Below are 22,034 nucleotides of genomic sequence, written 5' to 3'. Positions count from 1 at the left end.
GATGCCGCGCTACGCCCTGCGCGTCGAGTTCGACGGCGCCCCCTTCGTCGGCTGGCAGCGCCAGCCCTCCGGCCTGTCCATCCAGCAGGTGCTGGAGGAAGCGGCGGCGCCGCTGAATGGCGGGGCGCCCGCCACCACCCAGGCCGCCGGCCGCACCGATTCCGGGGTCCATGCCGAGGGCATGGTGGTGCAGATCGACCTCACCGCCGATCTCGACCCGGTGCGGCTGCGCGAGGCGCTGAACTTCCACAGCCGGCCGCACCCCGTCGCCGTGCTGGGGGTGGCGCGGCCGCCGGCGGAGTGGTCCGCGCGTTTTTCCTGCATCGGCCGCGCCTATCGCTACCGCATCCTCAACCGGCGGCCCCGCCCGGCGCTGGAGGCCGGGCGGGTCTGGCATGTCGGCCCCGCCCTCGATGCCGCCGCGATGCATGAGGCGGCGCAGGGCCTGCTCGGCAAGCATGATTTCTCGGCCTTCCGCGCCGCCTCCTGCCAGGCCAAGAGCGCGCTGCGCACCCTCACCCGGCTGGATGTCAGCCGCCAGGGGGATGAGGTGGTGATCCACACCTATGCCCGCAGCTTCCTGCACCACCAGGTGCGCAACATGGTGGGCACGCTGGCGCAGGTGGGGCTGGGGCGGCAGGCGGTGGAGTGGCCGCGCCGCCTGCTGGAGATGCGGGATCGCGGCCTCGCCGGGCAGACCGCCCCGGCCGAGGGGCTGACCTTCGTCGAGGCGCGCTACCCGGAGCCGCTGGACTGGCAGTAAGGGCTGGCCGCGGCGGCCACGGCCGAAGGAAGGCTTGCGGCCCGCCCGCCCCGGCCGCACCCTGGCGGCATGACCCAGCGCTTCCACCGCATCATCCCCCAGGGCGAGGACCGCGAGCGGCTGACCTGCGCCGATTGTGGCTTCATCGCCTATGAGAACCCCAAGATCGTCGCCGGCGCGGTGGTGGAGGCGGAGGGGAAGCTGCTGCTCTGCCGCCGGGCCATCGCCCCGCGCGCCGGTTTCTGGACCCTGCCCGCCGGATACATGGAACTCGGCGAGACCGTGGCCGAGGCGGCGCAGCGCGAGGCCTGGGAGGAAGCCCGCGCCCGCATCACGCTGGAGGGCATCCTGGCGGTCTATTCCATCGCGCGGATCGGGCAGGTGCAGATTCTCTACCGCGCCCATCTGGCCGAGCCGGGCCATGCCGCCGGGCCGGAGAGCCTGGAGGTCCGCCTCTTCACATGGGAAGAAATCCCCTGGGACGAGATCGCCTTTCCCTCCGTGCACTGGGCGCTGCAGGCGTGGCGGGCGGGGCGGGGCCAGCCGCTCGGCGCGCCCGCCAGCAACCCGCCGGAGGATGCCCGTGGCACCCGGCCCCTGCCCGGCTCTCCTCCCGACGTCCTGGCCGCCCCTGAGCCGGGCTAGCGGATCCCGAGCAGCTTGTGGGTCTGCAGGCTGAGCTGCCAGCGCGGTCGGCGCAGGCAGGTCTCCAGCGCCAGGCGGGTATTCTCCGCCGCCTGCGGCCCATCCATCGGCTGGAGCGAGAAACGCTCGAAACGCAGCGTCTCCAGTTCCTCCAGATCCAGCCCGGGCTGGGGGATGACGAGCTTCAGCTCATGCCCCTCCCGCAGCCGCAGCGGCGCACCAGCCTTGGGGCTGACGCAGATCCAGTCCAGCCCGGCCGGCGCAGGGGCCACCGTACCATTGGTCTCCACCGCCACCGCAAAGCCGCGCGCCTGCAGGGCGGCGACCAGCGCGTCATCCAGCTGCAGCAGCGGCTCGCCGCCGGTGCAGACCACGAAGGGCTGCCCGCCACCCGGCCAATGCGCCGCGATGGCGTCCGCCAGGGCCGCCGCATCCGGGTAGCGCCCGCCCGCCGTGCCATCCAGGCCCACGAAATCCGTGTCGCAGAAGCGGCAGGTGGCGGCGGCGCGATCCTCCTCCCGCCCGGACCAGAGGTTGCAGCCGGCGAAACGGCAGAACACCGCCGGCCGCCCGGCCTGCGCCCCCTCGCCCTGGAGGGTGTAGAAAATTTCCTTGACCGCGTAGCTCATCGCCCGGCCTCGGCCAGGGCGAGGTCGTTGATGCTCATATCCGCCCGCTGCCACCAGGGGCGGCGCGGCGCGGGGCGCGGCAGGAAGGCCAGCGGATCGCCCTCGAAGCGGACGGTGTTGGTCGGCGTCTCCTCGATGCGGATGGCGGCGCAGGTCAGGCGCCCGCCCTCCGCCGCCAGCAGGGCGTTGAGCTTCGCCATCATGCAGAGGGCCAGGATCTCGGTCGTCGGGTCGCCGGGCGTGACCAGGATGCGCGGCAGCCGGTGCGGCTCGCGCGCCGCGAACCAGTCGAGCAGCGGATCATCGGCGGAGAGGTGCAGGGAATGGTCCACATGCCCGTCGATCCAGCGGTGCCAGGTGGATTTCGCGCGCTCGAAGGGCTCGACCATATTGGCACCGCCATCGAGCGGCGCGGGCGCGCGGGCGCGCAGCGTCACCGTGACGGTCTCATTATGCCCATGCGGGATGGCGCATTTTTCCGACAGCCCCGCGATGAGGCGATGCGCCATCGCATAGCGGCGGCTGAAGACCAGACTGAACATGACCGGGAGAAGACCCCGCGCGCCGCATAGGGATTTCGCCACCCCAGGCCGGGCGCGCCAGGACGGCAAGGGGCCGCAGGCTCATGCCGCCAGGGCAGCGGGGAAGTCAATAAAAGGATGAAGGAGAGGGTGGCGGAGGGGATGGGATTCGAACCCACGAGACGGGTTATCCCCGTCTAACGGTTTAGCAAACCTCCAATCTTATTTTCCTCATGGGAGGGAACCGCTAAACTAATCAACCCCGACAGTACCTTAGGTTTCGCTGGCCGCTTCCGATGAGGGAGCGGCTTTTCTTTTGTGACGGATATAATTCCCTTGTAGTAGGGATCGCCTTCCGTTATGTCTCCCTCAGGGTAAGGGTTGCGGAGAGGAAGAGGGCCAAAGGGTCAATTCCCCCTCTTCTACGCATAAGCCCCCGCCGAAAGCTTCCCTATAGGAGACCTCTAATGGATACCCTTAAGTCCCCTCTGGATACCCAGAAGGCTCTGGAGAAGGAGATGCTGCAAGCCAGCCTGGAACTGTCCAAGGTGAGGGCGCTCCGGGCGCAGGAGCAGGGGGCCGAGGACAACCAGCCCTATGGTGCCCGACTGCTGAAGGCCACCGTCCTCCCGACCTCAGAGCGCGTGACGGGCTGGCTGGAGCAGGCCGGTAGCGGCAAAGCGGGGCGGCGCCACGCCAGTCATGCATACATCGCGGCTGCGGGGGCCGATATCGCTGCCCTGGTGGTCTGCCGCACCATTCTGTCCACTATCTCAGGGCGGACCACCTACACAGAGATCACCCATGCCATCGGCCAGCGGATGGAGACCGAGGCCCGGATGATCGACTGGCGCGAGGTTGACCCCGAGCACTACTCCAAGACCCTGGATCACGTCGCTCACTCCGGCAGCGCCACCTACAGGCGCACGGTCATGAACCTCATGGCTAACCGGGCGGAGCATGAGTGGGAGGAGTGGTCCCGCGACACTCACGGGAAGGTCGGGGAGAAGCTGCTGGAGCTTTTCATCGAGGCCACCGGCCTGTGCCAGATTGAGACCATCTGGGTCTCCGCGGAGCGCCGCTCGACCATCGTGACTGCCACCGAGGAATGCCTGAAGTGGATCGAGGAGGCGCGCGAGGCGAACGCCCTGCTGCACCCTCAGTACTGGCCCCTGGTGTGCCCCCCGAAGCCCTGGAGCGGCCCCCGGGGCGGCATCTACTACACCCTCCCGCGCAAGCTGAAGCTCATCAAGACGCGCTCCGCCGGGCTGCTGGAGGAGATGGAGCACATGGACCTCTCCCTGGTCTATGAAGCGGTCAACGCGGTGCAGGCCAGTAGCTTCCGCATCGACCGGTGGGCGCTGGACCTGCTGGAGACGTGCGTGGCCCAGGGGATCGAAGTGGAGGGGCTGCCCCTCACGCACCCCGTGGAAATCCCCCTGCGCCCCGAGGGACTGACCAAGGGGAGCGAGGAGGAGAAAGAGTGGAAGCGCGCGGCGGCCCAGGCGCACGAAGCGGAGGCCGAGAGGCGCAGCACCCGGCGCACCGTGGCGGACGTGCTGGGCCTCGCCAGGCGCTTCAAGGAGTACCCTGAGTGGTGGCTGGGCACCCAGTTGGATTTCCGGGGGCGCTTCAATTACCTCTCCGTGCTCTCGCCGCAGGGCGCCGACTGGACCAAGGCGCTCATCCAGTCGGGCCGCGGGAAGCCCATCGAGACCCCGGAGCAACTGCGGTGGCTCGCCGTCGCCCTCGCGAATGAGTGGGGCTATGACAAGGTGAGCTTCGCGGATCGCTGCGAATGGGTCTATCAGAACGAGGAGCGCATCCTGGCGGTGGCTGCCGATCCCCTGGCGGAGCGGTGGTGGATGGATGCCGATGGCCCCTTCCGCTTCGCCTCTCTCTGCCGGGAGTGGGCGAACTGCGTGGAGCACGGGTGGGGCTACGTCAGCCATGCCTTCGTTCAGCTGGACGGCACATGTAATGGCCTCCAGCACTACGGGGCCATGCTGCGCGACCCCATCGGCGGCGCGGCGGTGAACCTCGTCCCCGCAGAGAAGCCCAATGATGTGTACGGGCAGGTCTCGGTGGTCTTGACGGGAAAGCTGCGCCGTATCCTCTCCCTCAACGAAGGGAACGAGGACCATCAGCGCATGGCGCGCCTCTGGCTGGCTCTGGCGGAGGAGATGGGGCGTAAGCTGACCAAGCGGCAGGTGATGGTCCTCCCTTACGGCGGCACCCAGCAATCCTGCCGGGAGTACACTCGGAAGGCCCTGGATGCCTGGCTGGAGACCAAGACAGGCGCGCGGCACTCCTACCGTACCTCCGTGGAGTACCGCAGCGCGCGCATGGCTGCCAGTCCGTTCACCTGCGTCACCGCCGAGGGGAAGGAGAGCGACGGTACCTGGGCTGCCGCTGCGTGGCTGACGCCGATCCTCTGGGAGAGCATCGGGGAGGTGGTGGTGGCGGCGCGGCAGGCAATGGATTGGCTCCGCGAGGTGGCCCGGGTGGTTACTTCAGAGGGCCTGCCGGTGACGTGGTTCGCCCCGGATGGCCTGCCGATCCAGCAGGACTACCGGGAGGATGACGTGAAGCGCATCGACACGGTGCTCTTTGGTACCCTGCGCCTCCAGACGCATGTGGCGGTGCCGACCGATAGGATCAACAAAGCCGCTCATGCCACCGGCATCGCGCCTAACTTCGTGCATTCCCAGGATGCCGCCATGTTGCGTGAGTATGTGCGACTGGCAGCCCTGAACGGCATCCAAGCCTTCAACTTGATCCACGATAGCTTCGGCACCCTGGCGGCTGATGTGGACATGATGCGGGCCTGCCTGCGCGCCGCCATGCGCGGTCTCTATGAGTACCGGGATTGCCTGGGGGAACTGCGGGATCACCTGCGCGCCCAGGTGCCGGAGAAGAAGCAGTCGTTCATCACCGACCCGCCAGCCCCCGGCAGCCTGGACCTCTCCGTGCTGGAGGAGGCCGAGTATATGTTTGCCTAGACCCCTACCTTATCGGAAGGGTTCCCTCAGGGAGCCGGTTCAATTCCCCCTCTTCTACGCACAACCAAAACCGCACGGCCCCGCCAGCATCCCGCAGGTGGGGCTTTGTGCATTCAGAGGTGACCCAATGACGACACGCCATACCATCCGCGGTTCCGGTAACTACGATCTCACCGTGGAGAAAAGCCATGTGGCCGAGACCGGGAAGGTGTTCCTTTCGACCTTCGACCGCCACCCCGCGCGCGCCCACCACCCCGGCGCTCATGTCTCGCTGCCCGAAGTGATCCAGGCGCTCCACAAGGCGATGCCCGAGGATTTCATCGCGGCGGTCAAGGAGACCCTTCCGGCGTCGATGTTTGCGCCGCCCCCGGCGGAGCGCGCGAAGGTGGACTTCGACACCTCCGCTGCGGAGAGCTTCGTCTGCCGGTGGGGTTCCTCCGATAAGGCCCAGGTGCGCCTGGAGGGCCAGCATGGCATCTCGAAGCTCACCATCCTTACGGAAGGCGGTGAGCGCATCTTCATCCGCAACTGCGACCTGCCGCGCCTGAAGTCCATCGTGGAGAGCGCCATGTCCCTGGTGGCGGCGTACCCGACGCCTGACGCCAAGGCCGAGGATCGCCTGCCGGGTGTTGTGCAGTCCCCGGAGGAGGCCCCGGAGGTTCCCTCGCAGGAGGACACCACGTTCCGCGTGGGGGACAGGGTGCGCTGCGTGAAGAGCGATATCGACCTCACCCCCGGCAGGGTTTACGGGCCTGCGTCTCGTTGCGACGATGGCAGCCTTGAGATCATCGACGATGGCGGCGATCCGCGCCTTGTGGATGACCGTTTCGTACTCGACAGCCGCCCGCCTGCCAGCGAGGCCCCCATGGAAGCGACCCCTGAGGTTCCCTCGCAGGAGGACACCTCGATCCGCGTGGGGGATACCGTGGAGATCATCGGGAAAACCGGCACGCATCACTACCTCCGCATCGGCTCGACCGCGACCGTGGTGGAGGGGCCGACGCGCGGCGACTACCGGGTGCTCGGAGAGGGCACCGTCGCGTGGGCGAATAAGGTTCAATGGGTCTCGCCCGGCGATCTCCGCAAGGTGACCACCGCCGCCCCCGCCGCGCCCCAGGCGCTCTACCTGGCGCCCCTCGTGGCCGCTCTGGAGGCCGCCGTCACCGCCGCCAAGGCGCTCCAGTCGCGCTGAACTACGGGGGAAGCAATTCCCCCTCTTCTACGCACAACCCAAACCTCACGAGGACACCCATGCGTATCACGATGGGCGCCAATGGGCGCTGGCTGTTCGCCCCGGGCGTGACGCTCAACCTCAACTCGCTGACCACCGAGGAGTGGAACACGGTGCGCCGCATGGTCGCCGGGCTGTTCCGCAAGCCGGGCAAGCGGGGGGCTCGCTAATGCAGGTCAAGAGCGTCATCACGCTGGAACTCTCGCTGGCCGAGGCACGTGACCTCCGGGACTACCTGGGGGCCGCGACGGATCACCCTGCGATGGCCCTGGAAGTCTCCCAGGCGGAGCACCAGACCGCCTCCGAAGTGTTCTTCGCCCTCGAAGCGGCGCTGGATGATGACCCCATGGTGGAGAGCGAGGAGTGATCCAACGCACCTCCCGCCCCGGGGTCATCCGCCTCGACCGCGACAAGCTGAACATGGTCTCCACCGAGGCCACAGCGCGCGCCGCGATGGAGGTGGTTGATGCGCTCCAGAAGTACCGCCCGGAGATCGTGGTGGCTGGCATCGCCGCCGCCTTCAAGCTCCTGGCCCGTGCCCACGGGATCGACGAGGCGGACGCTGCGCGTGTTGCAGGCGCCGCCATGACCGAGGCCGATGGTCGCTACATCCCCGAGTTCCGCGCTGTTGCGGACTACCTCTCGAAGGAAACCTGAGCATGTCCCTCTGCACCGACCTCGATCTCCCGATGTGCGTCCGGGAGTTCATCTGGTACGCCGAGAATGAGCGCACCGTCCCGGCTGACGTGACCGCCCAGGTGCTCTCCTGCGGGTACGACCCGCGCGCCCTGACCGCCAAACACGCGCGGTAATCCCTCCTTCAAGGAAACCATCTCTGTATGAGTGAGCGTAAACCTCGCCCGAAAATCCATCAGTCCCGCGTGGGTACCGGCGTGTGGCCCAAGGTCAACAAGCCGGATACCAAGTTCAAGGCTGAGGGCGAGTACACGGTGAAGCTCCGCCTGTCCGATGAGGACGTGGCGGATATCCGCCGACAAATTGAGGATGCGCTTCCCGAGGCCAAGGCTGCGGCTCAGGAAGTGGTGGCCGAGGCGCTGAAGAAGAAGAAGCGCATGACGGTCGCCGCCGAGCCGACCCTGCCGATCACCCCCGAGGTGGACGAGGAGGGCAACGACACGGGCACCGTGCTGGTGAAGTTCGGCACCAAGGCGTCGTGGAAGGATCGCAAGACCGGCGAGATCAAGTACCGCGTTCTCCCCCTCTTCAACGCCAAGGGCCGCCCCACGAAGGCCGAGGTGTGGAGCGGAAGCAAGCTGAAGGTCGCCTATACGCTGAACCCCTGGGCGAACCCCAAGGCGGAGTATGGCGTCAGCTTGCGTCTCGAAGCGGTGCAGATCATCGAGCTTGCCGGTCCCGGCCAGCGTGACGCCTCGGGCTACGGCTTCGGTGCTGAAGATGGCTATGACGGTGAGGGTGAGGACCACTCGACCGACACCACCGGCAGCGATGATGACGACACGGACGGCGGGAGCGCCGACTTCTGAAAGCTCCGCGTTCGACCACGGCGCTAGCCCGGGCTAAGGGTTTCGCGTCTGGTCTGGAGGTGAAGGTCAGCGACCAACTGAAGGCCGCTGGTGTGACGTTCTCTTATGAGGCGCTGCGCCTGCCCTATGTGCAGAGCCACTACTACACCCCCGACTTCCTTCTCCAGAAGCTCGATGGCTCCACAATGATCGTGGAGACCAAAGGGTATTTCCCCAGTGACGACCGGGGCCGCATCAAGCGCGCCCTGGAGGCCAACCCGGGGCTCGACTTCCGAATGCTCTTCAGCAACCCGCTGACCAAGATCGGGAAGAAGTCAGCCACCACCTATGCCGCCTGGTGCGACCGCCTGGGTATCCCCTGGGCGAAGGCACCGCTCCCCCAAGCGTGGCTTGATGAGTGCCGCCGTGGCTAACCGCCAGGCCACCACTCACATCGTCATCCACTGTTCCGCCACGCCGCCGAAGATGAACATAGGCGTCAAGGAGATCGACCGCTGGCACCGCCTGCGGGGCTTCTTCAAGATCGGCTATCACTTCGTCATTCGGCGCAACGGCGAGATCGAGCCTGGGCGCGCCGAGAGCGAGATCGGCGCCCATGTCGCCGGTCACAACGCCACCTCCATCGGCATCTGCTTGGTGGGCGGCGTGGCCGAGGACAACAAGACCGCGCAGGACAACTTCACGGATAAACAGTGGGTGGCCCTGCGGCGCCTGCTGGTGGACCTGCGCTCCCGCTACCCCGAGGCCACGGTCCTCGGTCACCGCGACTTCCCGAATGTCCGCAAGGACTGTCCCTCCTTCAGCGTGAGCGAATGGCTTGCGCGTAACCCCATCCCCTGAAAGGCATCCCCATGTCCCACGCTTTCACCACCGGCTCCCGCGTGTCCTTCCAGACCTTCGGTCGCAGCGGCATCGCCCCCGCCCGCATCGGCGTCGTGCTCGAAGTCTATGGCTCCGCCAAGGGTGAGTACGTCCGCATCAAGGGCGAGGACGGCAAGGAATACAAGACCCGTCCGAGCAAGGTCACCCTGGCCGCCTGATCGCCCGTCTCCGTTCTGCCCCTGGCCGCAAGGCTGGGGGCTCTTTTTTGCGAGGAGCCATTTATGGCCCAGACCGAACGTGTGCTCGCCCACTTGCAGCGCCGCGGGTACATCACGCCGCTTGTGGCGCGCAACTACGGCATCGAACGGCTCACCAGCCGCATCTATGACCTGCGCAAGCAGGGTCACACGATCACCGCCGAGTACAAGCGGGACGATGCGGGGCGCCGGTACACGGAGTACCGCCTGGGATGATCCCGCCGATCCTCTCTCCGGTCCAAAAGCAGGATATCATGGCCGCCCTGCGCGCCCATCGGCGGAACCTCCTCCTCACCATGTCGCCCTACGGCGCCGCCTCCAGTGACGCTGCCCTGGTCCCCAGGCTGGACGCCACGGAGGAGCTTATGGCGCTGGTCAAGGACCACCCCACCGAGGAATGACGGATAGCTCCTTCGTCGCCAAGGAACCATGCCCCTCCTGCGGCAGCCGCGACAACCTTGCGCGGTACAGCGACGGGCACGGGTTCTGCTTCGGGTGTGGTCACTACGCGCCCTCCGATGAGGCCCAGGAGCGCCCCTCCCCCACAACCAAGAGGCCCTTCGTGCCAGACGACTTAGTTGACGGCGAGGTGCGCCCCCTGAGCAAGCGGGGGATCACCGCGGAGACCTGCCGTCGCATGGGGTACCGCTGCGGTATCCACCGGGGGAAGCCGGTGCAGATCGCAGAGTATCGCGACCCCGCCTCTGGTCAGGTGGTCGCCCAGAAGCTCCGCACGGGTGACAAGGAGTTCCCCTGGACGGGGGACACGAAGCAACCCTGGTTCTTCGGTCAGCACCTCTGGAAGCCCGGCGGGCGGCGCATCGTGGTCACCGAAGGCGAGATCGACGCGCTCACTGTGTTCCAGACATGGGGCGATGGGAAGTATCCCGTGGTCTCCCTGCCGAATGGCGCCGGTCCTCAGACCCCCAAGCAGTTCGCCAAGCAACTCGAATGGCTCTCATCGTTCGAGCAGGTGATCCTCTGCTTCGATGCGGATGAGCCTGGGCGAACCACCGCCGCAGCCTGCGCCGAGATGCTGCCTCCAGGCAAAGCGTTTGTCGTGTCGCTCCCTCTGAAGGATGCGAACGAGATGCTGCTGGCTGGCCGAGTGGAGGAGCTTTGCTCCGCCATCTGGAATGCCAAGCAGCACCGCCCGGATGGCTTGGTGACCCTCGACGATGTGGCCGAGGATGCAGCCCAGCCGGTGCAGGTTGGGCTCCCCTGGTACCTCCCAACGCTCACCCAGTTGACCTACGGGCGACGCTGGGGGGAGTGCTGCGCCATCGGCGCCGGGACAGGTGTGGGTAAGACGGAGTTCATCACCGAACAGGTGCTCTACGATCTCCACGAACTCCACCAGCCGGTGGGCCTGTTCTATCTGGAGCAGGAGCCCAAGGAGACCGTACTGCGCCTGGCAGGCAAACTGGTGAACCAGCGGCTCCACGTTCCTGATCCTGAGCGAGACCCACGGTTAGTCCGGGATGCCATCACCAAACTGAAGGGCGGCGGTAAGCTGCACCTCTACAATCACTTCGGCAGTATCGAGTGGGAGCGTATCCGCTCATCCATCCGGTATCTCTACCAAGCCGAAGGGGTGCGCATCCACTACCTCGACCACCTCACCGCCATCGCCTCTGCCGACCCTGAGAATGAGCGGACCATCCTCGAAAAGACGATGGCTGAGATCGGCGGGTTGGTGAAGGAAATCCCCATCTGGCTTGGCTTCGTGTCGCACCTCGCGACCCCCGAGGGGAAACCCCACGAGGAAGGAGGGCGTGTCGCCATCCGCCACTTCAAGGGGAGCCGAAGCATTGGCTTCTGGTCCATGTTCATGCTGGGCCTGGAGCGTAACCAACAGGCCGAGGACGAGGTGGAGCGCAACACCACCACCCTTCGCGTCCTGAAGGATCGCTACACCGGCCAAGCGACCGGCCACACCATCGCCCTGAGCTACGACCCCGACAGCAACACGCTGCGCGAGGCGTCTCCTTTCGACCAAACCCCTCCCTCGAAGGAACCATCCAATGAAGATTTCTGACTTGGTGCGTCTCTATGACCGTGTGTGGTGGAAGGCGCATGGCCTCGTCTGGGGCCGCCACGACGCCTTCCTCTACCACAGCCTCCCGGCGTGGCGCCGCGCGCTCCTCTGGCTCCTCTGGAGGCTCCCGTGATGTACCCCCTGCGCACCCTCGGGAAGCGCCTGCGGTCCCACCTGCTGCGTCTCCTGGGTGGCGTCGATGGTGCGGCCTATGACGCACGGCGCAGCCTCCATCGCGCGGAGGCCGCCGCCGCGATCAAGGCCCGCCGGGAAGCTGCCGAGGCGCGGCGCGAGGCGATCTTCTGGCGGGAGCAGAATGGCCGCAAGCCGGTCGCCACCATGCTGGTGGGTGGTGAGCCTGCGGTGACCCTCCTGGCCGCCCAGGGTTCCCCGCTGGCAGATGTGGGCGCGCCTCGGGGTTCCGTGCAGACCCACCGCGTCATCATGCAGCGCGTGGGGTTTCACCTCACGATGCCCCCCGAGATGATCCCGGATGGCGCGCGGGAATACATGGCGGACATGCTGGCGCGTGAACTCGCCACTCACCTCGCCACTCATCTCGCAGCGCACACCAAGGCGCAGTCCTCCTCCTCCTCCTAACCCCCCCCCCCCCCCCCCCCACAACCCCAGCCACTCCACGAGAGGGCGACATGGACAAACACGAAGGCGCCACCCCGGCGCAACTGATGGCGCGCGCCCAGGCGGTCTATGCGACCTGGGCTTCAGCGCGCGAGACGATGGCTCACGAGAAGCGCGTTGAGGCGGCGCTGGAATACTGCAACCAGACCGCACGGCTGAAGGAGGCGCGCTCCAGTCTGCCGCCGCTGCGCCTGGTGACCGAATGACCACGGTTCTCCAGATCGAGCGCCGGTTCCGCCGGATCGCTGCCCAAGCCAAGGAGCAGGTGCGCGCGCTTCAAGAAGCGTGTCCGCACCCTGAGGTGGCCCATTGGCGCGGCTACCACTCGTCCGGCACCCCCACGAACCCCCGGCGTATATGCCTCCAATGCAAGTTGGAGGAGCGGGGTTCTTGGTGGTCGAACGAGATTGGGTGGCGCTGCGAAGAGGGTGACACCAAGCTCGGCGGCGCGCCTTTTCTGCGTCCCCTCGACGACGCCGAAGATTTCTATGCGCTGCGTCTGCCTCAGGATATCGACCCCTGAGGCTGATCTTCGATATCGAGACCAATGGGCTGCTACCGACCGTCTCCCGGCTGAAGGAGGCGCGGAGTGCGCTCCCGCCGCTGCGCCTGGTGGAACCCTGAGCCACACCCTGAACTCGCTCGATCTTTTCGCAGGGATCGGCGGGTTTGCTCTCGGCTTCGAGCGTGCAGGTATCCGCACCTCCGCCTTCTGCGAGATCAACCCCTACCCGCAGCGCGTGCTGGCTCACCGCTTCCCTGGCGTCCCGATCTACCCGGACGTGCGGGAGCTTTCCGCTGTGCGCCTGCGGCAAGACGGAGTTCCCCTCCCTGACCTCATCTGCGGGGGCTTCCCCTGCCAGGATATCTCCCTCGCTGGACGGGGAGCCGGTCTCTCCGGCGAACGCTCCGGCCTCTGGTGGGAGTTCCACCGCCTCATCAACGAGTGCCGCCCGGCGTGGGTTGTCGCGGAAAACTCCCCAGCCCTTCGCTCTCGCGGAGTGGACGCAGTTCTCCGGTCACTCGCTGAGATCGGCTATGATGCTCTCTGGAACTGTATTCCCGCTTCCGCCCTTGGCGCTCGCCACAGGCGAGATCGCATCTGGCTCGTGGCCCACACCATACGCGTCGGACGCGAAAGGGCCGAACCCGCTGGACCGACGCCCACGTTGCGACGACGACCTTCCGACCCGTGTTCTGCGGGAAGAGATGCGCCAGTGGCCCACGCCGCGCGCCACGGACGGCCCCAAGGGTGCAGCCTCCGCGACGGAGAAGTGCTTCCGGCGAGTGGAGGAGGGACGTGCTACGCTCTCGGAGGCGGTGCAGGTTTGGCCCACCCCCACGGCTCGCGACTGGAAATCTTGCAGTCGTGCCTCGCGGCAGAACTCGCGTCCCCTGAGCGAGCACATGGGTGGGCCACTGAACCCGACGTGGGTAGAGTGGCTTATGGGGTTCCCTCTCGGGTGGACCGAATTACCGCCCTCGGGAACGCAGTCGTCCCGCTAATCCCGGAGATCATCGGTCGCGCCATCGTCAAGGCTGACGCTGCTTGCGCCTGATCTTCGATATCGAGACCAACGGGCTGCTGCCGACCGTCTCCCGGCTGCACTCGTTGGTCCTGCGGGACGCCGACACGGGCGCTCTCGTGGCGTCCTGTTTCGCCTCCGGGCCATCCCTCACGGAGGGCCTGAAGCTACTCTCCGAAGCCGAGGAGATCATCGGGCACAACGTCATCAAGTATGACCTCCCGGCGCTCCAGAAGCTCTACCCGGGGTGGACCTGGCGGGGTCGCGTCTATGATACCCTCGTGGCTGCCCGCCTCTGGATGACCGGAGACGTGCTCCGCCAGGCCGACTGGGACGCCGCCAAAGACCCCAAGAAGTCCCCCTTCAAGGCCCCTGAAGGTAAGCTCACCGGCAGCCAATCGCTGAAGGCGTGGGGCCAGCGCCTCGGGGTGCTGAAGGGTGACTACGGCGACGCCACTCACAACACCAAGGAGGGTGACGCCTGGGCCGAGTGGTCTCCTGAGATGCAGGAATACTGCGAGCAGGATACCACGGTCACCCTGCGGCTCTACCAAGAACTCCAGAAGGCGAACCTCTCGCCCCGTGCGGTGGACCTTGAACACCGCTTCTGTTGGATCATCGCGCGCCAGGAACGCCGCGGCTTCTGCTTCAACGAGAAGGCTGCGGGTGAACTCCATGCGAAGCTGATGGCCGAGAAGGTGGAGGCCGAGGCCGGGCTGCGGAAAATCTTCGCTCCCTGGTGGCGGCTTGATGGTGCCCCGAAGATGGCCCTGGTGGAACCGAAGCGGACCATGCGCCGCAAGACGTTCTTCGAGGCCACCGGCCTGGAGCACATCGTCACCTACACTGCGGGCTCTCCGTACTCCAAGGTGACGCTGCACGAGTTCGAGCCGTCATCCCGGCAGGACTTCGCTGACCGGCTGATGAAACTCCGGGGCTGGAAGCCGAAGGAGTTCACGCCTGACGGCAGGCCGAAGGTGGATGAGCAGGTGCTTGGCGTCCTGCCCTACCCTGAGGCCAAGGCGCTGGCGCGGTACCTAATGCTGGAGAAGCGCATCGGGCAGATCGCGACCGGCAAGGAAGCGTGGCTCAATCACTGCCGCCTGGGCCGCATCCATGGTGATGTGAATACCGGCGGCGCGCATACCGGGCGCTGCACGCACAGCCGCCCGAACCTCGCCCAGGTGCCCAGCATCCGCGCGCCGTTCGGTAAGGAATGCCGCGCGCTCTTCTGCGCTGGGCCTGGCTATGAGCTTGTGGGCTTCGACGCTGACGCGCTGGAACTCCGGTGCTTGGGCCACTTCATGGCTCCCTTCGATGGGGGCGCCTTCGTCCGTGCGGTCAACGCAGGCTCGAAGGAAGAGGGGACCGACGCGCACACGCTGAACGCCAAGGCTCTTGGTCTCGACCCGAAGAAACTCTACGCCATCGACGGCAAGAAGCTCTCGGGACGCGATATCGCGAAAGTCTGGTTCTATGCCTTCATTTACGGAGCAGGCAACGCGAAGCTTGGGGAAATCCTAGGCGTCCGCGGAAGCGAAGCCCAGATGGTCTCCGCAGGGAAATCTGCGCGTACCCGCTTCCTCCGCAATATGCCCGCCCTGGCGAAGCTGATTGAGCAGGTGCAGGCCGCCGTCAAGACGCGAGGGTATATCTTCGGGATCGACAGGCGCATCCTTCGGTGCCGATCCGCCAACGCCGCGCTCAACACGCTGCTTCAGTCGGCAGGCGCCGTCATCATGAAGCAGGCCCTCATCTGCCTTGACGACATGCTCCAGGCCGAAGGCATGACCCCTGGGGAAGATTACGAGTTCGTTGCCAATGTCCATGATGAGGCGCAGGCAGAGGTACGCCCGGCGCTGGTTGAGAAGTTCTCCGCCCTCGCCATCGCGGCTCTCGCCAAGGCCGGTGAGGACTTCACCTTCCGCTGCCCAATCACTGGCGGCGCCAGTCACGGGGCCAACTGGGCGGATACCCATTGATCTCCCCTGGGACACCCAAGGCCCTCTAGCGTTCCTCCTCGACGCCATCCCGGCGCGCCCTGGGGTCTATGCCCTGTGGGACAGCCAGACGGGCCTCTGTCTCTACGCGGGGCAGAGCACACGATCTATCCGCGCGCGCCTCAGGGAGCACGCCCAGAGCCTCTTCGGGGTCTCCCCGGGGGGACTACTGGTGGCCTGGCGCCTCTGTGCCTTCCCCGAGTTTGAGGAACTGCGGCTCCTGTGGGTGCTGCGGCCTCTCTTCAACCACCAGACAAGGAGGCTCCATGCCCCCCGAGATGCAGGGCTGGCTTGTGGTGACCGCTGATGGCGGCTCCGGCTGGTTCAACACGCCAGCGGACACGACCGCCGCTGAACTCCTGGCGATCATCCCCGACTTCACACCGCACGATGTGGTGTTCTTCCACCGCCTCCCACAGCCCGTCAATCAGGCCCCGCAGGATGAGGAATACCTGAGGAGCGCACATTGACCCGTGTGGCGCTGATCGACGCTGACGGCATCGCCTACCGCGCCGCGTGCTCATGTCAGAAGGTTCTCTTCGGCTCCGTCTATCTGGACGAGGACGAGATGATCTCCGTGTTGGAGCACGAGATCGACAAGGCGGTAGCGGCGTGCTGGGCAGACGACATGGTGCTGTGCCTCTCTGACGCCTCGGAGAACAACTGGCGCCTGGGCGTGTTGCCCTCATACAAATCCAATCGAGACCCCAGCAAGAAGCCCCTCGGTCTCCCCACTGCGCGCGCCTATCTCCTCGACAAGCGCAAGGCATGGCTCCGCCCAACGCTGGAGGCGGATGATGTACTGGGCATCCTGGCGACCAACCGGAAGCTCCTGCCGGGCACCGAGAAGATCATCTTCACCGCCGACAAAGACCTCCTGCAAATCCCCGGGCTGGTCTGCCGTGGTGGCGAGATCGTTGAGGTAACCCGCGAGGCCGGTGACCTCTGGCACATGACCCAGACGCTCATGGGCGATCCCACGGATGGCTATAAGGGATGCCCTGGGATCGGCCCGAAGAAAGCCGCCGCGATCCTCGAAGCAGCTGAAGGTGACTACTGGCCCGCCGTGGTTGCCGCCTTCGAGGCCAAGGGCCTCACCGAAGAGGACGCGCTGGTGCAGGCCCGGGTGGCGCGCATGTGCCGCGTCTCGGATTACGACTTCACGGCGAAGCAAGTTCGTCTGTGGAACCCTCCCTCGAAGTAAGGAAATCAACATGCCGAAGTACAAGGTGACGATCATACGCTTAGTGAAGCAGGTCCAGAGCGGGTCTGCGGAGGTTGAGGCGGACAACACCGAAGATGCAGTGGACGCCTTCTGGGAAGCAGACCTGCACTGGTTAACCCTCAAACTCTGCGACAGCGAGAAGTTGGACGTGGAAGTTGAAAAGGTGAGCGAGTGATGCTCACCGAGAGCGATATCCCCGAGGAGACCAAGCGCCTCCTCCAGATCATCCAACAGCACGACCCCAGCGCCGCCATCGTGGGTGGCTACCTGCGTGACCTGGCGGCTGGCGTGAAGCCGAAGGACGTGGACATTTTCATCACCCGTGCGGGCCTTCGGTCGCTCTTGGGCTCCTGGCAGGGCATGACCCCGTTGGTGCTCGAAGGCTACGGCGGTGGCGCCATGCGCGCTGAGGTGGCCGAGGTGTGGGAATACTCCCCGCTGATGCCCTTCCCCCTGCCGGTGCAGATCATCGTCCTTCGGGAGCCCCTTCCGCTCTCCGAAGTCATCCATCGGGTGGACTTCGACTTCTGCCGGGTGGGCTACGGGGGCACCGGAAAGCTTCTCCTGGGGCATGGCTTCGAGGCCGCCATCAGCACCCGCACAGCCACCTACTGCGGCCCCGATGATCCCAAGCAGTTGGCCCGCAGCGCGCGCCGGGTTCGCCGCTGGGAGACCCGCTTCACGGGCTGGCGCTTCCTCCGCCCGGCGGGGCGTTGGGGAGAGATGCGTGTCGCCTTCCACCCGGAGATGACCCACCCATGAGCACCATGCGTTTTCCGCGCCGCTGGTTGTTCCTGGCGGCCCTCCACGCCCTCCTGCCTGTGGTGGTAGCCGCCAGCCTCATCCTGCCCTCCAAGCTCTTCCCTGCGGCTCCCAGCGTGCCTGCGCCCTGGGAGCAAATGCGGATCACCCCGCACACCCGATGCTGGCCTCCGGGCACCCTGGGCGTCCCCCTGGTCTGCCCCGATCACCTCATGGACAAGGGAACCTCTGCATGATCCTTCCCGCCTATTTCCTCATCGGCCTCCCTGGCGCCGGTAAGAGTACCTTCCGCGCCAAGCTGGTGGAGCAGCACCCCGATATCGCCGTGGTCTCCACGGATGACATGATTGAAGCGAAGTGTCGCGCCACGGGGCGAACCTACTCCGAGGTGTTCCCCGGGGTGGATATGAAGGCCCTGGAAGGTGCCTCGCTTATCAGCGCGCGCGGGGCGTATCGCTCATCAAAGCCCGTAGCGGTGGACCGCACCCTCCTCCGTCGCGCCTCGCGAGAGAAGTACCTTCGGCGCCTTCGCCCCGCCCCTAACGATGTGGTGCGGTTCATGGGCGAGGACTTGGTTCCGACATACCACACCATCGGCGTCCTCTTCCCGGTCCCCGAGGAACTGCACCGGCAGCGCCTCCAGGCGCGCGCTGAGGCGACCGGCAAGCATATCCCGTGGGAAGTCATCGAGACCATGCGGGCTTCCTATGAGCCGCCCCAGGTGGGCGAGTTCGATGAGGTGTGGGTGGTCGATCCGCACACCGGCAAGCATTCGGTGATGGAGGATTTCTATTGAGTAAGTTCAAACGATGGCAGCGTGTCGTCGCCAACCGCAGCCAGCCTTTCGCTCACTCGTACTATGAGCGGGGGGATACCGCGGTGGTTCTCGAAGGGAACACTTCTGTTCCCTGGGCGCGCAATGAGCGGACGGGAGAGCAATTCATTCTCCCGGAAAACGACTTCGATCCAATCGACGAGGGGGCGGGGGAGACCGCCTCGCCGCCCCTCATTGTCTCCGACCCCGTGGTGAAGCCTCACCACTACGCCCGGTTCAAGATCGAGCCGATCAACTTCATCATGCAGAACAACCTCCCTTTCGCCATCGGCAACATCATCAAGTATGTCTGCCGCTATGACGCCAAGGATGGGCTGCAAGACCTTCGGAAGGCGAGGCGGTATATCGACTTCCAGATCGCCCTTCTCGAAGGCAAGGGAAGTGTGACCGAGGGGTGAGTTTCCAATTCCCCCTCTTCTCCGCCCCCGCGAGGATATTTCTATGATTACCTATAGGGATACCCAAGGGGAACCCTATGCTCTCCCTGAGGATGTGGACAGTTTGATAGAGATGCTCGACCGAGCATTCCCGGAGCAGTGTCCTACCCTGGGCACTCCTTTGGATCGCATCTGGCACTACTCGGGGCAACGCTCCATCGTTCACTTCCTGCGCCACTTACAGAAGCGCCGGGATACTCCCGAGGAAACCTAATGTGCAGCTTCCTCTCCACCGTGGGGACTATCCTCGGTGGTGTGGCATCCATCGCCAACGCGGTCAGCGGGTTGACCGGCAAGAAGTCCTCTTCCTCCACAACGACCACGACCACTCCGGTGACGGGCACCGTGGCGGAATCTCCCACCCGGAGCAACGACGAGGAGGACACCCTGGATAGCGAGCGGCGGACCTCCAATGCGTCCCGTGTGGGTACCCGGGGTCTCCGTACGGACCTGACCATCGCCGGGCTGAATACCGGCACCAGCGGCGCTGGCCTGAATATCTGATGCAGACCTGCGCCGCCTCCCGCTATGCGATGCTGGAGACGGAGCGAACCGCGGTCCTCGACCGTGCCCGCGCCGCCGCAAAGCTCACCATCCCCACGCTGATGCGCCCGAGTGGGGCCAACGAAAACTCCTCTCTCCCGACCCCGTACCAGGGGATCGGGGCGCGGGGTGTGCGTAACCTCGCATCCAAGCTTCTTCTGACGCTACTCCCTCCGAACACGCCGTGCTTCCGGCTGACCCTCGATGACTTCACCCTGGCAGAACTTGCCCAGGATGCCGAAGCGCGCGGGAAGTTCGAGGAAGCCATGTCCTCCATGGAGCGGACGGTGCAGCACGAAATGGAGGCCACCCACGTTCGCGTCCCGCTCTTCGAGGCGCTGATGCAGTTGGTGGTCTCCGGCAACGTGCTGCTCTATGTTGACCCTGACCTCAAGACCCGGACGTACCGCCTGGATCGCTATGTGGTCCAACGGGACGCCGCAGGGAATGTCTTGGAGGTTGTGGTCAAGGAGGACATGGCGCCCATCATGCTCCCTGAGAGCGTCCAGGCGCTCCTCACGGAGAACCCTGAGGGCGGTCATAAGCGCCCCGAGAAGTCCGTCCCGCTGTACACCTACATTTACCGTGAGGGTTCACGGTGGAAGGTGCGCCAGCAGGTGGACAAGATTCCGATCCCTGACAGCGAGGGCAGTTACCCCGCTGACCAATGCCCCTGGCTCCCCCTGAGGTTCACCCAGATCGACGGTGAGAACTACGGACGGAGCTACGTGGAGGAGTACATTGGTGACCTGCGGTCCCTCGAAGGGCTCACCCAGGCCATCGTGGAGGGCAGCGCCGCACTCTCCAAAATCCTGTTCTTGGTCCGCCCGAACGGCACCACCTCGCCCAAGACCCTGGCGGAAAGCCCCAACGGAGCCATCCGCAGTGGCGCCGCCGAGGATGTGACGGTGGTGCAGGCGCAGAAGCAGGCAGACTTCTCCGTGGCGTTGCAGACCATGCAGGCCATCGAGAAGCGCATGGAGTATGCGTTCCTCCTCACCTCCTCCATCCAGCGAGCAGGGGAGCGCGTCACCGCCGAGGAAATCCGGCGGATGGCTGCGGACCTCGAAGCATCGCTTGGTGGCGTCTATTCACTCCTGACCACGGAGCTTCAGCTTCCCCTCGTGCGGCTCTTCATGACCCGCATGACGAAGCAGAAGCGCCTCCCGAGGCTCCCTGAGAAGCACGTCAGGCCAACCGTGGTGGGCGGCATCGAGGCGCTGGGGCGAGGCAATGACCTTACCCGGCTGCAATCGCTGGTCGAAGTCATGGCCCCTCTGGGCGATGCCTTCTTCACCCGCCTCAACATGGACGAGATGATCCGCCGTGTGGCTGCCTCCCTCCAGATCGAGCCTCGCGGCCTGGTTAAGACGGAGGAGCAGATCGCCCAGGAGCAGCAGCAGGCCCAGATGCAGCAGATGATGCAGCAGATCACCCCTGAGGTGGTCCGCGGCGCCAGCGCCCAGCAGATCGAGCAGATGCGCCAGCAGGCGCCCCAACAAGGAACCGCATGAGCGAAGTCACAGCCACCTTCACGCCGCCCCCCGGGAGCACCCCGGAGGAACAGCAGGCAGCCCAGGCAGCCGCCGCAGCGAAGGCTGATGCTGGCCTGACGCCGACCAACCCCGATCCCTCCACCCAGACCCAAGCGCCCACGCTGATCGCCGGGAAGTTCAAGACCCAGGATGATCTCGTGGCCGCCTACAAGGCCCTGGAGGCGAAGCTGGGGGCACCCAAGGACGCCACTCCGTCAGCCGATTTGCAGGCCCCCGAACAGCCGGAGCAGGCCACGGCGGAAGATGCGCCCCAGGTGACCCCTCCGACCCCGGAGGAGCACGCTCAGGCGCAGGAGCAAGTCGAAGCCGCCCAGAAGGCGGGCAAGATCGACATGGTGGCGCTGGATGCGGAGTTCGGGGAGCACGGTAAGCTCTCCGAGGAGACCCTGGCGAAACTGGAGGCTGACGGCTTCCCTCGCCAGATGGTGGAGCGGTACATCGAGGGCCAGCAGGCTCTCGTGGCGCGCCAGGCGGAGGAGATCGTCGGGATCACCGGAGGCAAGGACGGGTACACCGCCATGCTCCAGTGGGCCGCCCAGAGCCTCCCCCAGGCCGAGCAGGCAGCCTTCGATGCTGCCGTTCAGTCCCGCGATATGGCGGTAGTCAAGTTCGCCGTGCAGGGTCTCTATGCGCGCTTCCAGGGAGCCAACCCGGCGGAGCCGAAGTTGGTCCAGGCGCGCGGCTCCGCCCCGGCAGACACCTACGCATCCTGGGCGCAGGTCACAGCGGACATGGGCCGCCCTGAGTACCAGCGTGATCCCGCCTTCCGTCAGGCGGTCATGGATAAGATGGGCCGCTCTCGCCTGTAGCGCGCACGAGGCTAGACATTCGGCACCCCCTGGTGGCATGAAGATATTCTTGCCAGGGGAGGAATGGATGCGGCGGCTGATGACAGCTATGACCCTTCTGGTGGTCGCTGGATGTACTGAGAGGCGCGTCGAGTGGACAAAGCCCGGGATGAACCCGGAGATATTCCGACAGGAGGCAGCCGGTTGCCAGTTTAATTCGATGGCACATACCTCCGACTATACCCAGCGGCAGACAATGTACGAACTCTGTATGCAGTCTCTCGGTTGGGTTCCCCGTTACTATTAAACA

General features: G+C 65.7%; 32 protein-coding genes. 30 read left to right on the top strand and 2 right to left on the bottom strand.

What is annotated here, in order from left to right; translation table 11 throughout:
* Position 1: 1 nt before the first annotated feature.
* Complete coding sequence (gene truA, locus NON00_RS02480) at positions 2 to 763, top strand: tRNA pseudouridine(38-40) synthase TruA (protein WP_256017335.1); 762 nt, start codon at positions 2 to 4, stop codon at positions 761 to 763.
* 69 nt (positions 764 to 832) lie between these two features.
* Complete coding sequence (locus NON00_RS02475) at positions 833 to 1,408, top strand: NUDIX domain-containing protein (RefSeq protein ID WP_256017332.1); 576 nt, start codon at positions 833 to 835, stop codon at positions 1,406 to 1,408.
* On the opposite strand, the gene queE is transcribed toward NON00_RS02475, so the two are convergent.
* Entirely contained in the window at positions 1,405 to 2,037 is a 633-nt protein-coding gene (queE, locus tag NON00_RS02470; protein ID WP_256017330.1) for a 7-carboxy-7-deazaguanine synthase, read from the bottom strand. The genes NON00_RS02475 and queE overlap by 4 nt on opposite strands.
* Positions 2,034 to 2,579: a 6-carboxytetrahydropterin synthase gene (locus tag NON00_RS02465; protein ID WP_256017327.1), complete on the bottom strand. Its 546-nt coding sequence runs from the start codon at positions 2,577 to 2,579 to the stop codon at positions 2,034 to 2,036. The genes queE and NON00_RS02465 overlap by 4 nt, the downstream gene beginning before the upstream one ends.
* 275 nt (positions 2,580 to 2,854) lie before the next feature.
* Between NON00_RS02465 and NON00_RS02460 the strand changes: the two genes are divergently transcribed.
* The 28 genes from NON00_RS02460 (at position 2,855) to NON00_RS02325 (ending at position 21,745) form a co-directional block, all read left to right on the top strand.
* A complete protein-coding gene (locus NON00_RS02460; protein ID WP_370688656.1) occupies positions 2,855 to 5,560 on the top strand; it encodes a DNA-directed RNA polymerase in 2,706 nt (901 codons plus the stop codon).
* A gap of 127 nt (positions 5,561 to 5,687) precedes the next feature.
* On the top strand, positions 5,688 to 6,752 hold the full coding sequence (locus NON00_RS02455; protein ID WP_256017323.1) for a hypothetical protein: 1,065 nt from the start codon (positions 5,688 to 5,690) through the stop codon (positions 6,750 to 6,752).
* A gap of 59 nt (positions 6,753 to 6,811) precedes the next feature.
* Complete coding sequence (locus NON00_RS02450; RefSeq protein ID WP_256017321.1) at positions 6,812 to 6,961, top strand: hypothetical protein; 150 nt, start codon at positions 6,812 to 6,814, stop codon at positions 6,959 to 6,961.
* Complete coding sequence (locus NON00_RS02445) at positions 6,961 to 7,158, top strand: hypothetical protein (protein ID WP_256017319.1); 198 nt, start codon at positions 6,961 to 6,963, stop codon at positions 7,156 to 7,158. The genes NON00_RS02450 and NON00_RS02445 overlap by 1 nt, the downstream gene beginning before the upstream one ends.
* On the top strand, positions 7,155 to 7,448 hold the full coding sequence (locus tag NON00_RS02440) for a hypothetical protein (RefSeq protein WP_256017316.1): 294 nt from the start codon (positions 7,155 to 7,157) through the stop codon (positions 7,446 to 7,448). Before NON00_RS02445 ends, NON00_RS02440 begins: the two co-directional genes overlap by 4 nt.
* A 2-nt stretch (positions 7,449 to 7,450) precedes the next feature.
* Positions 7,451 to 7,603 carry a hypothetical protein gene (locus NON00_RS02435; RefSeq protein ID WP_256017314.1) on the top strand — a complete coding sequence of 51 codons (153 nt, stop codon included), beginning with the start codon at positions 7,451 to 7,453 and terminating at the stop codon, positions 7,601 to 7,603.
* 27 nt (positions 7,604 to 7,630) lie between these two features.
* Complete coding sequence (locus NON00_RS02430) at positions 7,631 to 8,296, top strand: hypothetical protein (protein WP_256017311.1); 666 nt, start codon at positions 7,631 to 7,633, stop codon at positions 8,294 to 8,296.
* 59 nt (positions 8,297 to 8,355) lie between these two features.
* The gene (locus NON00_RS02425; RefSeq protein ID WP_256017309.1) at positions 8,356 to 8,709 is read left to right on the top strand and encodes a hypothetical protein; all 354 of its coding nucleotides are present in this window, start codon (positions 8,356 to 8,358) and stop codon (positions 8,707 to 8,709) included.
* Positions 8,690 to 9,136 (top strand): N-acetylmuramoyl-L-alanine amidase, encoded by a 447-nt coding sequence (locus NON00_RS02420; protein ID WP_256017306.1) that lies wholly within the window; start codon positions 8,690 to 8,692, stop codon positions 9,134 to 9,136. The genes NON00_RS02425 and NON00_RS02420 overlap by 20 nt, the downstream gene beginning before the upstream one ends.
* Positions 9,137 to 9,147: 11 nt before the next feature.
* Positions 9,148 to 9,336 (top strand): hypothetical protein, encoded by a 189-nt coding sequence (locus NON00_RS02415; protein WP_256017304.1) that lies wholly within the window; start codon positions 9,148 to 9,150, stop codon positions 9,334 to 9,336.
* A gap of 63 nt (positions 9,337 to 9,399) precedes the next feature.
* A complete protein-coding gene (locus NON00_RS02410) occupies positions 9,400 to 9,591 on the top strand; it encodes a helix-turn-helix domain-containing protein (protein WP_256017301.1) in 192 nt (63 codons plus the stop codon).
* Positions 9,588 to 9,776, top strand: coding sequence for a hypothetical protein (locus NON00_RS02405; RefSeq protein ID WP_256017300.1), 189 nt, complete (start codon positions 9,588 to 9,590; stop codon positions 9,774 to 9,776). Before NON00_RS02410 ends, NON00_RS02405 begins: the two co-directional genes overlap by 4 nt.
* Entirely contained in the window at positions 9,773 to 11,413 is a 1,641-nt protein-coding gene (locus NON00_RS02400; protein WP_370688655.1) for a toprim domain-containing protein, read from the top strand. The genes NON00_RS02405 and NON00_RS02400 overlap by 4 nt, the downstream gene beginning before the upstream one ends.
* Entirely contained in the window at positions 11,400 to 11,546 is a 147-nt protein-coding gene (locus NON00_RS02395; protein WP_256017296.1) for a hypothetical protein, read from the top strand. The genes NON00_RS02400 and NON00_RS02395 overlap by 14 nt, the downstream gene beginning before the upstream one ends.
* Entirely contained in the window at positions 11,543 to 12,013 is a 471-nt protein-coding gene (locus NON00_RS02390) for a hypothetical protein (RefSeq protein ID WP_256017295.1), read from the top strand. The genes NON00_RS02395 and NON00_RS02390 overlap by 4 nt, the downstream gene beginning before the upstream one ends.
* A 50-nt stretch (positions 12,014 to 12,063) precedes the next feature.
* The gene (locus tag NON00_RS02385; RefSeq protein WP_256017294.1) at positions 12,064 to 12,258 is read left to right on the top strand and encodes a hypothetical protein; all 195 of its coding nucleotides are present in this window, start codon (positions 12,064 to 12,066) and stop codon (positions 12,256 to 12,258) included.
* Positions 12,255 to 12,575, top strand: a complete 321-nt coding sequence (locus tag NON00_RS02380; protein ID WP_256017293.1) for a hypothetical protein — start codon at positions 12,255 to 12,257, stop codon at positions 12,573 to 12,575. The genes NON00_RS02385 and NON00_RS02380 overlap by 4 nt, the downstream gene beginning before the upstream one ends.
* Positions 12,541 to 13,611, top strand: a complete 1,071-nt coding sequence (locus tag NON00_RS02375) for a DNA cytosine methyltransferase (protein WP_256017292.1) — start codon at positions 12,541 to 12,543, stop codon at positions 13,609 to 13,611. Before NON00_RS02380 ends, NON00_RS02375 begins: the two co-directional genes overlap by 35 nt.
* Positions 13,602 to 15,560 (top strand): DNA polymerase, encoded by a 1,959-nt coding sequence (locus NON00_RS02370; RefSeq protein ID WP_256017291.1) that lies wholly within the window; start codon positions 13,602 to 13,604, stop codon positions 15,558 to 15,560. The genes NON00_RS02375 and NON00_RS02370 overlap by 10 nt, the downstream gene beginning before the upstream one ends.
* 284 nt (positions 15,561 to 15,844) lie before the next feature.
* Positions 15,845 to 16,048, top strand: a complete 204-nt coding sequence (locus tag NON00_RS02365; protein WP_256017290.1) for a hypothetical protein — start codon at positions 15,845 to 15,847, stop codon at positions 16,046 to 16,048.
* 5 nt (positions 16,049 to 16,053) lie between these two features.
* On the top strand, positions 16,054 to 16,782 hold the full coding sequence (locus NON00_RS02360) for a hypothetical protein (RefSeq protein ID WP_256017288.1): 729 nt from the start codon (positions 16,054 to 16,056) through the stop codon (positions 16,780 to 16,782).
* A 10-nt stretch (positions 16,783 to 16,792) separates the two neighbouring features.
* Positions 16,793 to 16,978 carry a hypothetical protein gene (locus NON00_RS02355; RefSeq protein WP_256017286.1) on the top strand — a complete coding sequence of 62 codons (186 nt, stop codon included), beginning with the start codon at positions 16,793 to 16,795 and terminating at the stop codon, positions 16,976 to 16,978.
* Positions 16,978 to 17,565, top strand: a complete 588-nt coding sequence (locus tag NON00_RS02350) for a hypothetical protein (protein WP_256017283.1) — start codon at positions 16,978 to 16,980, stop codon at positions 17,563 to 17,565. The genes NON00_RS02355 and NON00_RS02350 overlap by 1 nt, the downstream gene beginning before the upstream one ends.
* Before the next feature lie 232 nt (positions 17,566 to 17,797).
* Positions 17,798 to 18,361 (top strand): ATP-binding protein, encoded by a 564-nt coding sequence (locus NON00_RS02345; RefSeq protein ID WP_256017281.1) that lies wholly within the window; start codon positions 17,798 to 17,800, stop codon positions 18,359 to 18,361.
* Positions 18,358 to 18,798: a DUF3310 domain-containing protein gene (locus NON00_RS02340; RefSeq protein ID WP_256017279.1), complete on the top strand. Its 441-nt coding sequence runs from the start codon at positions 18,358 to 18,360 to the stop codon at positions 18,796 to 18,798. The genes NON00_RS02345 and NON00_RS02340 overlap by 4 nt, the downstream gene beginning before the upstream one ends.
* Before the next feature lie 252 nt (positions 18,799 to 19,050).
* Positions 19,051 to 19,341 (top strand): hypothetical protein, encoded by a 291-nt coding sequence (locus NON00_RS02335; RefSeq protein ID WP_256017276.1) that lies wholly within the window; start codon positions 19,051 to 19,053, stop codon positions 19,339 to 19,341.
* On the top strand, positions 19,341 to 20,894 hold the full coding sequence (locus NON00_RS02330) for a portal protein (protein WP_256017274.1): 1,554 nt from the start codon (positions 19,341 to 19,343) through the stop codon (positions 20,892 to 20,894). The genes NON00_RS02335 and NON00_RS02330 overlap by 1 nt, the downstream gene beginning before the upstream one ends.
* The gene (locus NON00_RS02325; protein ID WP_256017272.1) at positions 20,891 to 21,745 is read left to right on the top strand and encodes a capsid assembly protein; all 855 of its coding nucleotides are present in this window, start codon (positions 20,891 to 20,893) and stop codon (positions 21,743 to 21,745) included. Before NON00_RS02330 ends, NON00_RS02325 begins: the two co-directional genes overlap by 4 nt.
* Positions 21,746 to 22,034 lie beyond the last annotated feature (289 nt).

It is taken from the genome of Roseomonas sp. GC11, assembly GCF_024437745.1.
GTDB lineage: Bacteria > Pseudomonadota > Alphaproteobacteria > Acetobacterales > Acetobacteraceae > Pseudoroseomonas.
The sequence above is the reverse complement of the archived record's forward strand: the minus strand, read 5'-3'. Positions and strand labels throughout refer to the sequence as shown.

What these genes read in the sequence shown, in the direction of transcription:
- truA (WP_256017335.1), top strand. Translation starts at nt 2, where the DNA reads ATGCCGCGCTACGCCCTGCGCGTCGAGTTCGACGGCGCCCCCTTCGTC.
- NON00_RS02475 (WP_256017332.1), top strand. Translation starts at nt 833, where the DNA reads ATGACCCAGCGCTTCCACCGCATCATCCCCCAGGGCGAGGACCGCGAG.
- queE (WP_256017330.1), bottom strand. Translation starts at nt 2,037, where the DNA reads ATGAGCTACGCGGTCAAGGAAATTTTCTACACCCTCCAGGGCGAGGGG.
- NON00_RS02465 (WP_256017327.1), bottom strand. Translation starts at nt 2,579, where the DNA reads ATGTTCAGTCTGGTCTTCAGCCGCCGCTATGCGATGGCGCATCGCCTC.
- NON00_RS02460 (WP_370688656.1), top strand. Translation starts at nt 2,855, where the DNA reads ATGAGGGAGCGGCTTTTCTTTTGTGACGGATATAATTCCCTTGTAGTA.
- NON00_RS02455 (WP_256017323.1), top strand. Translation starts at nt 5,688, where the DNA reads ATGACGACACGCCATACCATCCGCGGTTCCGGTAACTACGATCTCACC.
- NON00_RS02450 (WP_256017321.1), top strand. Translation starts at nt 6,812, where the DNA reads ATGCGTATCACGATGGGCGCCAATGGGCGCTGGCTGTTCGCCCCGGGC.
- NON00_RS02445 (WP_256017319.1), top strand. Translation starts at nt 6,961, where the DNA reads ATGCAGGTCAAGAGCGTCATCACGCTGGAACTCTCGCTGGCCGAGGCA.
- NON00_RS02435 (WP_256017314.1), top strand. Translation starts at nt 7,451, where the DNA reads ATGTCCCTCTGCACCGACCTCGATCTCCCGATGTGCGTCCGGGAGTTC.
- NON00_RS02430 (WP_256017311.1), top strand. Translation starts at nt 7,631, where the DNA reads ATGAGTGAGCGTAAACCTCGCCCGAAAATCCATCAGTCCCGCGTGGGT.
- NON00_RS02420 (WP_256017306.1), top strand. Translation starts at nt 8,690, where the DNA reads ATGAGTGCCGCCGTGGCTAACCGCCAGGCCACCACTCACATCGTCATC.
- NON00_RS02415 (WP_256017304.1), top strand. Translation starts at nt 9,148, where the DNA reads ATGTCCCACGCTTTCACCACCGGCTCCCGCGTGTCCTTCCAGACCTTC.
- NON00_RS02410 (WP_256017301.1), top strand. Translation starts at nt 9,400, where the DNA reads ATGGCCCAGACCGAACGTGTGCTCGCCCACTTGCAGCGCCGCGGGTAC.
- NON00_RS02405 (WP_256017300.1), top strand. Translation starts at nt 9,588, where the DNA reads ATGATCCCGCCGATCCTCTCTCCGGTCCAAAAGCAGGATATCATGGCC.
- NON00_RS02400 (WP_370688655.1), top strand. Translation starts at nt 9,773, where the DNA reads ATGACGGATAGCTCCTTCGTCGCCAAGGAACCATGCCCCTCCTGCGGC.
- NON00_RS02395 (WP_256017296.1), top strand. Translation starts at nt 11,400, where the DNA reads ATGAAGATTTCTGACTTGGTGCGTCTCTATGACCGTGTGTGGTGGAAG.
- NON00_RS02385 (WP_256017294.1), top strand. Translation starts at nt 12,064, where the DNA reads ATGGACAAACACGAAGGCGCCACCCCGGCGCAACTGATGGCGCGCGCC.
- NON00_RS02380 (WP_256017293.1), top strand. Translation starts at nt 12,255, where the DNA reads ATGACCACGGTTCTCCAGATCGAGCGCCGGTTCCGCCGGATCGCTGCC.
- NON00_RS02375 (WP_256017292.1), top strand. Translation starts at nt 12,541, where the DNA reads ATGCGCTGCGTCTGCCTCAGGATATCGACCCCTGAGGCTGATCTTCGA.
- NON00_RS02365 (WP_256017290.1), top strand. Translation starts at nt 15,845, where the DNA reads ATGCCCCCCGAGATGCAGGGCTGGCTTGTGGTGACCGCTGATGGCGGC.
- NON00_RS02355 (WP_256017286.1), top strand. Translation starts at nt 16,793, where the DNA reads ATGCCGAAGTACAAGGTGACGATCATACGCTTAGTGAAGCAGGTCCAG.
- NON00_RS02350 (WP_256017283.1), top strand. Translation starts at nt 16,978, where the DNA reads ATGCTCACCGAGAGCGATATCCCCGAGGAGACCAAGCGCCTCCTCCAG.
- NON00_RS02345 (WP_256017281.1), top strand. Translation starts at nt 17,798, where the DNA reads ATGATCCTTCCCGCCTATTTCCTCATCGGCCTCCCTGGCGCCGGTAAG.
- NON00_RS02335 (WP_256017276.1), top strand. Translation starts at nt 19,051, where the DNA reads ATGTGCAGCTTCCTCTCCACCGTGGGGACTATCCTCGGTGGTGTGGCA.
- NON00_RS02330 (WP_256017274.1), top strand. Translation starts at nt 19,341, where the DNA reads ATGCAGACCTGCGCCGCCTCCCGCTATGCGATGCTGGAGACGGAGCGA.
- NON00_RS02325 (WP_256017272.1), top strand. Translation starts at nt 20,891, where the DNA reads ATGAGCGAAGTCACAGCCACCTTCACGCCGCCCCCCGGGAGCACCCCG.